Source organism: Micromonospora peucetia (assembly GCF_900091625.1).
GTDB lineage: Bacteria > Actinomycetota > Actinomycetes > Mycobacteriales > Micromonosporaceae > Micromonospora > Micromonospora peucetia.
On record NZ_FMIC01000002.1, the window covers coordinates 6,190,600 to 6,200,677 of the forward strand.

Below are 10,078 nucleotides of genomic sequence, written 5' to 3' on the forward strand. Positions count from 1 at the left end.
GTAGCGGCAGGCCATCCCCACGATGGCGATCGGCTCGTCGACGGTGGTCGCCCGCACGGCCTGCTGCTGGTCGGCGACCTGGCCGGACAGCTGCTCGTACAGGTGCTCCGACAGGGCGCCGGGGGTCGGGTAGTCGAAGACGAGTGTCGACGTGAGCCGCAGCCCGGTCGCGCCGTTGATCCGGTTGCGCAGCTCGACGGCGGTCAGCGAGTCGAAGCCCAGCTCCCGGAACGCCCGGTCCGCCGGCACCTGATCGGCGCCGCTGTGCCCGAGAACCTGCGCGATCAGCCCGCGGACCAGGAGGGCGACCTGCGTCCGCGCCTCCTGCGGTTCGAGCCCGGCCAACCGGTCGACCCATCCTCCGGTGCCGGACCGGCGGCGCTTCGCGACCGGTCCCACCAGGGCCCGCAGCATCGGGGGCACCCGACCCGCTGCGGTCTGCGTCCGCATGGCGGGCAGGTCGACCACGGCCGGGACCAGCGCCGCCCCGCCGTGGGCCAGGGCGGCGTCCCACAGCCCGAGGCCGACCTGGGCGGTCATCGGGACGAGGCCGGCCCGGGTCACCCGGGCCCGGTCGGCGTCGTTGATCGACGCGGCCATCCCCGCCGTGTCCCACATGCCCCACGCGAGGCTGACCGCGGGCAGCCCCCGCTGCGCCCGCACCAGGGCGAGGGCGTCCAGGAAGGCGTTGCCGGCGGCGTAGGCGGCCTGGCCCGGAGAGCCGAGCACCCCGGCGACGGAGGAGAACAGCACGAACAGGTCGAGGTCCAGCTCAGCGGTCGCCTCGTGCAGCCACCAGCCCGCCGTGACCTTCGGCGCCAGCACGTCCGCCAACCGGTCGGCGGTGATCCCGCTGACCACACCGTCTTCGAGGACGCCGGCCGTGTGGACCACACCGGCCAGCCGGTCCTCGTCGGTGATCGCCCGGACCAGCTCACCGACGCGTACCCGATCGGTCACGTCCGTCGCGACCACCCGGACGGCCGCGCCCAGCGCGGTCAGCCGCTCCACCAACTGGTCGGCACCGGGGGCCGCCGGGCCCTGCCGGGAAACCAGCACCAGCGAGCGCACGCCGTACGAGGTGACGAGGTGTTCGGACACCAGGGCGCCCAGCGATCCGGTGCCACCGGTCACCAGGACGGTTCCCCGGCCCAGGGTCGCCGGGGTCGGTGCGCCGCCAGCGGCGCGGACCAGCCGCGGCAGGTACGCCGTGCCCGCCCGCACCGCGAGCTGCCCGCCGAGGCCCGGGTCGGCGGCGGCTCCGGCGAGCAGGGCCAGCAGGTCGGAGTCCAGGTCGACGCCCGGTTCCAGGTCGGCCAGCACGATCCGGCCGGGGTGTTCCGACTGGGCCGAGCGCAGCAGGCCCCAGACCGCCGCCCCGGCCACGTCGGTGACACGGTCGTCCGTGGTGGCGGCCACCGCGCCGCGGGTCACCACGACCAGCCGCGTGTCCGCCAGGGTGTCGGCGGCGAGCCATGCCTGCACCGCGCCGAGGACGTTCGCCGTGACCGACCACACCGTGTCGGGCAGGGCCGCCTCGGACGCCGCCGTGGGGACGGGCAGCAGCAACCCGGCGGGGGCGGAAGCCGTTCCGTCCGTCACCGCCGTGGTCACCGCCGCCACCTCGGCGTACGCCGGCAGCTGCGGCGCGCCGTCGAGCGGACGGTCACCGAGCACGATCCAGCCGTACCCGCCGTCGGGCGCGGTGATCTGCTCGGGCTGCCAGGACACCTCGAACAGGGAGCGCTGCGCCTCGTCCGGAGGCGCTGCCACGTCGGTCATCTCGCGCAGCGTCAGCGAGTCCACCGACACCACCGGCGCACCCGTCTCGTCGACGGCGACCAGCCGCACGGAGGTGCCGGAGGCGGTCAGGCGGACCCGGAGCGTCCGGGCCCCCACCGCATGGACCTGTACCCCTTCGAACGCGAACGGCACCCGGGCCCCGCCGCCCGACTCGTCGGCGGGCAGCAACCCGATCGGGTGCAGGGCGGCGTCCAGCAGTGCCGGGTGCACCCCGAATCCCGCCGGTTCCCCGGATACCTCGTCGGGAAGGGTCACCTCGGCGAACACCACCCCCTCGGCGGTCCACGCCCGCCGCAGGCCCTGGAAGACCGGCCCGTAGGTGAGCCCGTGCTCGGCCACCGTCGGGTACCAACCGGTCACGTCCACCTCGGACGCGCCGGGCGGCGGCCACGCGCCCAGGGTGGGTTCGTCGGCCGTGGGGGCGCCGACGAGCCCGTCGGCGTGCCGGGTCCAACCCGCCTCCGGGTCGTCCTCCGGCTGGGAGTGCACGGTCACCGACCGGGTGCCCGTCCCGTCGACGGGACCCACCCGGACCTGTACCCGCACCCCACCGCCGGTGGCGGGCAACACGAGCGGGGCGAGCACCGTCAGCTCACGGACGCGGTTGGCGTCGACCTCGTCGCCCGCCCGGACGACGAGGTCCAGCAGGGCGGTGCCCGGCACGACCACGGCACCGGACACGACGTGGTCGGCCAGCCACGGATGGGTCGACACCGACAGCCGGCCGGTCAGCACCACCATGTCCTCGCCGGCGACCGACACCGTCGCGCCGAGCAGCGGGTGCCGCGCCACACCGAGGCCCGCCCCCGAGACGTCGGCCGACTGGCCGACCGGCGGCAGCCAGTAGCGCTCCCGCTGGAAGGCGTACGTGGGCAGGTCGACCCGCCGCGCGCCGGTCTCGACGAACCACTCCTGCCAGCTCACCGGCACGTCGTGCACGTGCAGTTCGGCGAGGGCGTGCAGCAGCGCGTACGTCTCCGGCCGGTCCCGACGCTGCACGGCGACGGCCAGCACGGCGTCGTCGGGCAGGACGTCGACGGTCATGGCGGTCAACACGCTCTGCGGACCGACCTCCAGGAACGTGTCCACACCAGCGTCCCGCAGCGTGGTGACCCCGTCGGCGTAACGCACTGCCTCCCGCACGTGCCGCACCCAGTACTCCGGCGTGCGGATCTCGTCGGCGTCGGCGAGCGCCCCGGTCACGTTCGACACGACCGGCAGCAACGGTGCCGAGAACGTCAGCCCGTCCAGGATCGCGCGGAACTCGTCGAGCATCGGCTCCATCAACGGACTGTGGAACGCGTGGCTCACCGTCAACCGGCGGGTACGCGCACCCCGCTCCCGCCACACCCGCTCGATGTCGTCGAGGGCGTCGACGGCGCCCGACACCACCACCGAGGTCGGCCCGTTCACCGCCGCGATGCCGACCCGGTCGGTCAGACCCCCGATCGACTCCGCCACCGCCACCTCGTCGGCGGCCACCGCCAGCATGCCGCCGCCCGTCGGCAGCGCCTGCATCAACCGACCCCGCGCCGCGACGAGCGTGCACGCGTCGGCCAGGGACAGCACCCCGGCCGCGTGCGCCGCCGTCACCTCACCGATCGAGTGGCCGGCCAGCACGTCCGGCACGATCCCGAACGACTCCACCAGCCGGAACAGCGCCACCTCGACCGCGAACAACCCGGCCTGGGTATACACCGTCTGATCCAGCAACTCCGCCTCGGCCGTACCCGCCTCGGCGAACAGCACCTCCCGCAGCGGACGCGGCAGCAACGGATCCAGCTGGGCGCACACCTCATCCAGGGCCGCCGCGAACACCGGGAACCCGGCCGACAACTCCCGCCCCATGCCGGCGCGCTGCGCGCCCTGGCCCGAGAACAACAGCGCCAGTTGGCCCCGCTGCCCACCCGGACCGGTGACCACGCTGCCCGATGGCTCGCCCACCGCCAAAGCCCCGAGACCCGCCAACAACTCGTCCCGGCTCGCACCGGTCACCACCGCGCGGTGCTCCAACACCGACCGCGAACCCACCGACGACCACGCCACATCCAACGGACGTAGGCCCTCGTCCCGGCTCAACCAGGCAGCCCAGCGCTCGGCCTGGGACGACAGCGCGACGGCGTCACGGGCCGACAGCAGCACCGGCACGACCGGCGGCTCGCTGCGGGCGTCGACCTCGCCCTCGATCACCTCGGCCGGTGGCTGTTCCAGGATCAGGTGGACGTTCGTACCGCTGATGCCGAACGACGACACGGCGGCCCGGCGCGGCCGGTCCACCGTCGGCCAGGGGCGTGCCTCGGTCAGCAGGGACACCGCGCCGGCGGACCAGTCCACGTGGGGTGTCGGCTCGTCGAGGTGCAGGGTCGACGGGAGCAGCCCGTGCCGCATCGCCTGCACCATCTTGATCATGCCGGCGACGCCGGCTGCGGCCTGGCTGTGGCCGATGTTCGACTTGATCGACCCCAGCCAGAGCGGCTGGTCGGCGGGGCGGCCCTGGCCGTAGGTGGCGAGCAGCGCCTGCGCCTCGATCGGGTCGCCGAGGGTGGTGCCGGTGCCGTGCGCCTCGACGGCGTCCACGTCGGCCGTGGTCAGCCGGGCGTTGGCCAGGGCCTGCCGGATCACCCGCTGCTGGGCCGGACCGTTCGGTGCCGTGAGGCCGTTGGACGCGCCGTCCTGGTTCACCGCGCTGCCGGCGATCACGGCGAGCACCTGGCGGCCCTCCCGGCGGGCGTCGGAGAGCCGCTGGACCAGCAGCACACCGACGCCTTCCGACCAGCCGGTGCCGTCCGCGCCGGCGGCGAAGGACTTGCAGCGGCCGTCCGGGGCGAGGCCGCCCTGCCGGGAGAACTCCACGAAGGCTCCCGGCGTCACCATGACGGTGACCCCGCCGGCCAGCGCCCTGTCGCACTCGCCGCTGCGCAGCGCCTGGGCGGCCAGGTGCACCGCCACCAGGGACGACGAACAGGCCGTGTCTACCGTGACCGCCGGCCCCTCCAGGCCCAGGGTGTAGGACACCCGACCGGATATGACGCTGTGCGCGCCGCCGGTGAGCTGGTATCCCGCCAGCTCCGCCGGGGTGTCGGTAGTGCCGTACCCCGAGGGGGAGGCGCCGACGAACACCCCGGTCCGACTGCCGCGCAACTGGTCCGGGTCGATCCCGGCCTGTTCCAGCGCCTCCCAGGACGCCTCCAGCAGCAGCCGCTGCTGCGGGTCCATGGCGACCGCCTCGCGGGGCGAGATGCCGAAGAAGCCGGGGTCGAAGGTGGTGGCGCCGGCGACGAAGCCGCCCTCGCGGGTGTGCGACACCGGTCGCCCGTCGGCGTCGGCGGCCAACAGCCGGGCGATGTCCCAGTGCCGGTCCTCGGGGAAGCCACTGATCCCGTCGCGTCCGGTGGCGACCAGGTCCCAGAGGTCCTCCGGGTTGGCCACGCCGCCCGGGTACCGGCAGCTCATCCCGACGATGACGATCGGGTCGTCGTCGACCGGGCCGGCGGGGCCCCAGGTGGTGACGGTGTCGACCTCGTGCAGGCGCAACGCCGACGACAGGTGGGCGGCGAGGGCGGCGGGGTTCGGGTAGTCGAAGACGAGGGTGGTGGGCAGGGTCAGCCCGGTCGCGCCGGCGAGGCGGTTACGCAGCTCCACCGCGGTGAGCGAGTCGAAGCCCAGTTCCTTGAACGCCCGGTGCGCCTTGACCACCTCGGTGCCGGAGTGGCCGAGCACGGCGGCGGTGTGCGTTCGCACCAGGTCCGTCAGGTGCCGGTCCTGCTCGGCGCGGGGCAACGTCAGCAGTTGCTGACGCAGACCGCCACCGGCCGCGTCCTGCGGTTCCCCGTCGACCACGCGCAGGGCGTCCCGTGCCTCGGCGATGTCGTCGAGCAGGGGGCGGGGACGGGCCGCGGCGAACGCCGGGGTGAACAGCGACCAGTCGACGTCCGCCACGGTCAGGGACGGCGTGGACCGGCCCACAGCGCTGCGCAGCGCGTACACCGCCTGGGCCGGGGACATCGGGCTGAGGCCGCGTCGGGCCAGCAGGTCCTGCCCCTCACCGCTGGCCATGCCGCCGTCGGCCCACGGCCCCCAGGCCACCGCGGTGGCGGCCAGGCCGCGCGCCCGACGCCGCTCGGCGAGCGCGTCGAGGAAGGCGTTGCCCGCCGCGTACGCCGCCTGCCCGCCGCTTCCCCAGATCCCGGCGATGGAGGAGAACAGCACGAACGCGTCCAACGGCCGGTCGCCCAGCAACTCGTCCAGGTGCACCGCACCGGCGATCTTGCCGTCCAGCACCCCGGCCAGACCGGCCAGGTCCGTGTCGACCAGCATGCTCAGCTGGCCCACGCCGGCGGCGTGCACCACCGCCGTCAACGGCGCCGGATCCGCGTCGATGTCACGCAGCAGCGCCTCGACCCGGGCCTGGTCGGCCATGTCACCGGCGACCAGGGTCACCCGGGTGCCGAGTGCGGTCAACTCGTCGCGCAGCTCCGCAGCTCCCGGGGCACCCTCGCCCCGACGGCTGGTCAGCACGACGTGCTCGGCACCGTTGGCCGCCACCCAGCGGGCCACGTGGGCGCCCAGCGCCCCGGTGCCCCCGGTTATCAGCACCGTGCCCGACGGCTGCCAGCGCTCGACGGTCCCGACGGCCGCCGGCGTGGCGCGGGCCAGCCGCCGCACGAACACGCCGGCGGGGCGTACGGCAACCTGGTCCTCGCCGCCGCCGCCGGTCAGGACGCCCACCAGGCGGTCCCAGCCGGCCTGGTCGGGCCGGTCCGGCAGGTCGACCAGGCCGCCCCACAGTTGCGGGTGCTCCAACCCGGCGACCCGGGCCAGGCCCCACAGACCGCCCTGGGCGACACTGCGGACGGGATCGGCCTCCCCGGTGCCGACCGCACCACGGGTCACCGTCCACAGGGGTGCCGTGATGTCGGCATCGTGCAGGGCCTGCACGAGCATCATCGTCGCGGCCATGCCGAGCGGCACCGCCGGCTGACCCGGGTGCGGCCGGTCCGGCAGGCCGAGCAGGGACACGACCCCGGAGAACCGGCGGTCCCCCACGAGTTCCGCCACCCGCGCCGTCACGTCCTCGCGCTCCGCGAGGGGGTCCACCACCAACCGGGACACCTCGCCGCTCGCTGCGGTCAGCGCCCCCGCCAACGCCTCGGCCCACTCCGTCGCCGAGGCGTCGCCGGCCGGCTCCACCAGCAGCCAGCCGCCCACCGGGGTGACCGGCGTCGGGAAGGTGGTCTGCTTCCACACCACCCGGTACGACCAGCCGTCGACCACCGAGTCCCGCAGCCTCGCCCTACGCCAGGACGACAATACGGGCAGAGCCGGGGCCAGCACGTCCAGGGCCGCCGCGTCGGCACCGAACTGTGCGGCCAGCGCCGCCACATCGGACCGTTCCACCGCGGACCAGAACTCGACGTCCACCACGTCCGGGCTGACCGGGCCGGTGACCGGCATCGGCAACTGCTCGGGCCAGTAGCGCTGCCGCTGGAACGCGTACGTGGGCAAAGGGACCGGGGTCGCTCCGGTGCCGGCGTAGCGGGCCGGCCAGTCGACGGGTGCCCCGTTGACGTGCAGCTCGGCCAGGGCGGCGAGCAGGGCCCGGGCCTCGGGGCGGTCGGCGCGCAGGACGGGCACCGCGAGCACCGGCGTCTCGCCGTCGGCGGCGTCCGCCGGTTCCTGCCGGTTCAACACGTCCCGGGTCATCGCGGTCAGTACGCTCCGCGGGCCGATCTCCAGGAACGTGTCCACGCCGGCGGTCCGCAGCGCGGCGATCCCGTCGGCGTAGCGCACGGCCTCCCGGACGTGCCGCACCCAGTACCGCGCGGTACGGATCTCGTCGGCGTCGGCGAGCGCACCGGTCAGGTTCGACACGATCGGCAGCGCCGGTGCGGCGAAGGTCAGCCCGTCGAGGACGGCCCGGAACTCGTCGAGCATCGGCTCCATCAGTGGGCTGTGGAACGCGTGGCTGACCCGCAGCCGGCGGGTCTTCGCGCCCCGCTCGTGCCAGACCCGCTCCACGTCGTCCAGGGCTTCGGCGGCGCCGGAGACCACGACCGAGGTGGGCCCGTTCACCGCCGCGATGCCGACCCGGTCGGCCAGGGCGGCGATCGACTCGGCCACCGCCTCCTTGGAGGCGGCGACGGCGAGCATCCCGCCGCCGGTCGGCAACGCCTGCATCAACCGGCCCCGCGCCGCCACCAACACGGCCGCGTCGGCCAGGGACAGCACACCGGCCACGTGGGCGGCGACGATCTCACCGATCGAGTGGCCGCCCACGAGGTCCGGCACCACGCCGAACGACGACACCAGCCGGAACAGCGCCACCTCGACCGCGAACAACCCGGCCTGCGTGAACACCGTCTGATCCAGCAGCCCCGCCTCCGCGGTGCCCGCCTCGGCGAACAGCACCTCACGCAACGGGCGCGGCAGCAACGGGTCGAGCTGCCCGCACACCTCGTCCAGCGCGGCGGCGAAGACCGGGAACTCCGCGTACAGCTCCCGGCCCATGCCGGCGCGCTGCGCGCCCTGACCGGAGAAGAGCATCGCGAGCGGACCACGGTCGGCGGCCTGCCCGGCGACCACCGCGCCGGACGGCTGACCGGCGGCGAGGGCGCGCAGGCCGGCCAGCAGGTCCTCGCGGTCCGTGGCGGTGAGCACCGCGCGGTGCTCCAGCGCGGACCGCGACACCACCGACGACCAGCCGACGTCCACCGGGCGGAGGCTCTCGTCGGCGTCCAGCCAGCGGGCCCAGCGTCCCGCCTGGGCGGCCAGCGCGGAGTCCGACCGGGCGGACAGGAGCACGGACACCGCCGGTAGGAGGGCCGCCGGTGGGGCGTCGGCGGGAGCCGCACCGTCGGCGTCCGGCGTGGGCGGCTCCTCCAGGATGGTGTGCGCGTTCGTGCCGGAGATGCCGAAGGAGGAGACCGCCGCCCGTCGGGGGCGCCCGCTCACCGGCCACGGCCGGGCCTCGGTCACCAGCGACACCTCACCCGCCGACCAGTCCACCTTGGGCGTCGGCTCGTCCACGTGCAGGGTGGGCGGGACGAGGCCGTGCCGCATCGCCATCACCATCTTGATCACGCCGGCCACGCCCGCGGCGGACTGGCTGTGACCGATGTTCGACTTGATCGACCCGAGCAGCAGCGGCCGGTCGGCGGGACGGTCCTGCCCGTACGTGGCGAGCAGCGCCTGCGCCTCGATCGGGTCGCCGAGGATGGTGCCGGTGCCGTGCGCCTCGACGGCGTCCACGTCGGCCGTGGTCAGCCGGGCGTTGGCCAGGGCCTGCCGGATCACCCGCTGCTGGGCCGGACCGTTCGGCGCCGTGAGACCGTTGGACGCGCCGTCCTGGTTCACCGCGCTGCCCCGGATCACCGCGAGGACGGGGTGCCCCTTGCGCTGCGCGTCCGACAGCCGCTCCACCAGCAGGATGCCCACGCCCTCGGACCAGCCGGTACCGTCGGCGGCGGCGGCGAACGACTTGCACCGACCGTCGGGGGCGAGCCCTCGCTGCCGGGAGAAGCCCACGAACGGGCTGGGGGTGGCCATCACGCAGACGCCCCCGGCCATGGCCAGGTCGAAGTCGCCCTGCCGCAGGGCCTGGCACGCCAGATGCAGGGCGACCAGCGACGACGAGCAGGCCGTGTCGACCGTGACCGCCGGGCCCTCCAGGCCGAGGGCGTACGCGATCCGCCCGGAGACGACGCTGGTGGCCGTACCCGTCAGCAGGTAGCCCTCGTCGGTGCCCTCGGCCTCGCTCTGCGGGCCCATCCCGTAGCCGTTGGCGGCGGTCCCGACGAAGACGCCGACCTTCTGTCCGCGCATGGACGCGGGCGCGATTCCGGCGTACTCGAACGCCTCCCACGACGTCTCCAGCAGCAGCCGCTGCTGGGGGTCCATGGCGACGGCCTCGCGGGGCGAGATGCCGAAGAACTCGGCGTCGAAGTCGGCCGCGTCGTAGAGGAAACCACCCTCGCGGGTGGTGGACCGGCCGGCCCGGTCGGCGTCCGGGTCGTACAGGTTGTCCAGGTCCCAGCCTCGGCCCGTCGGGAACCCGCCGATCGCGTCGCCACCGGAGGCCACCAGGTCCCAGAGCTGCTCCGGGCTGGCGACGCCGCCCGGGTAGCGGCAGGACATGGCGACGATCGCGATCGGCTCGCGGGCGGCAGCGGTCAACTGCTGGTTGAGCTGACGGAGGCGGCCCGTCTCCTTGAGCGAGGCGCGAAGCGCCTCGACGACCTTGTCTGCGGACGTAGACATCATGAGCTCCGTACTGGGG

1 protein-coding gene (cut by a window edge) is annotated in these 10,078 nt (G+C 74.7%); it reads right to left on the reverse strand.

The genetic code is table 11. The features are described from left to right. On the reverse strand, window positions 1-10,059 hold the 5' end (the start) of the coding sequence (locus tag GA0070608_RS27490) for a type I polyketide synthase (protein WP_091631574.1). Its footprint begins 19,818 nt before the window's first position; only the first 10,059 of its 29,877 coding nucleotides appear in the window; its start codon is at window positions 10,057-10,059; its stop codon lies beyond the left edge, outside the window. Between the last annotated feature and the right edge of the window lie 19 nt (window positions 10,060-10,078).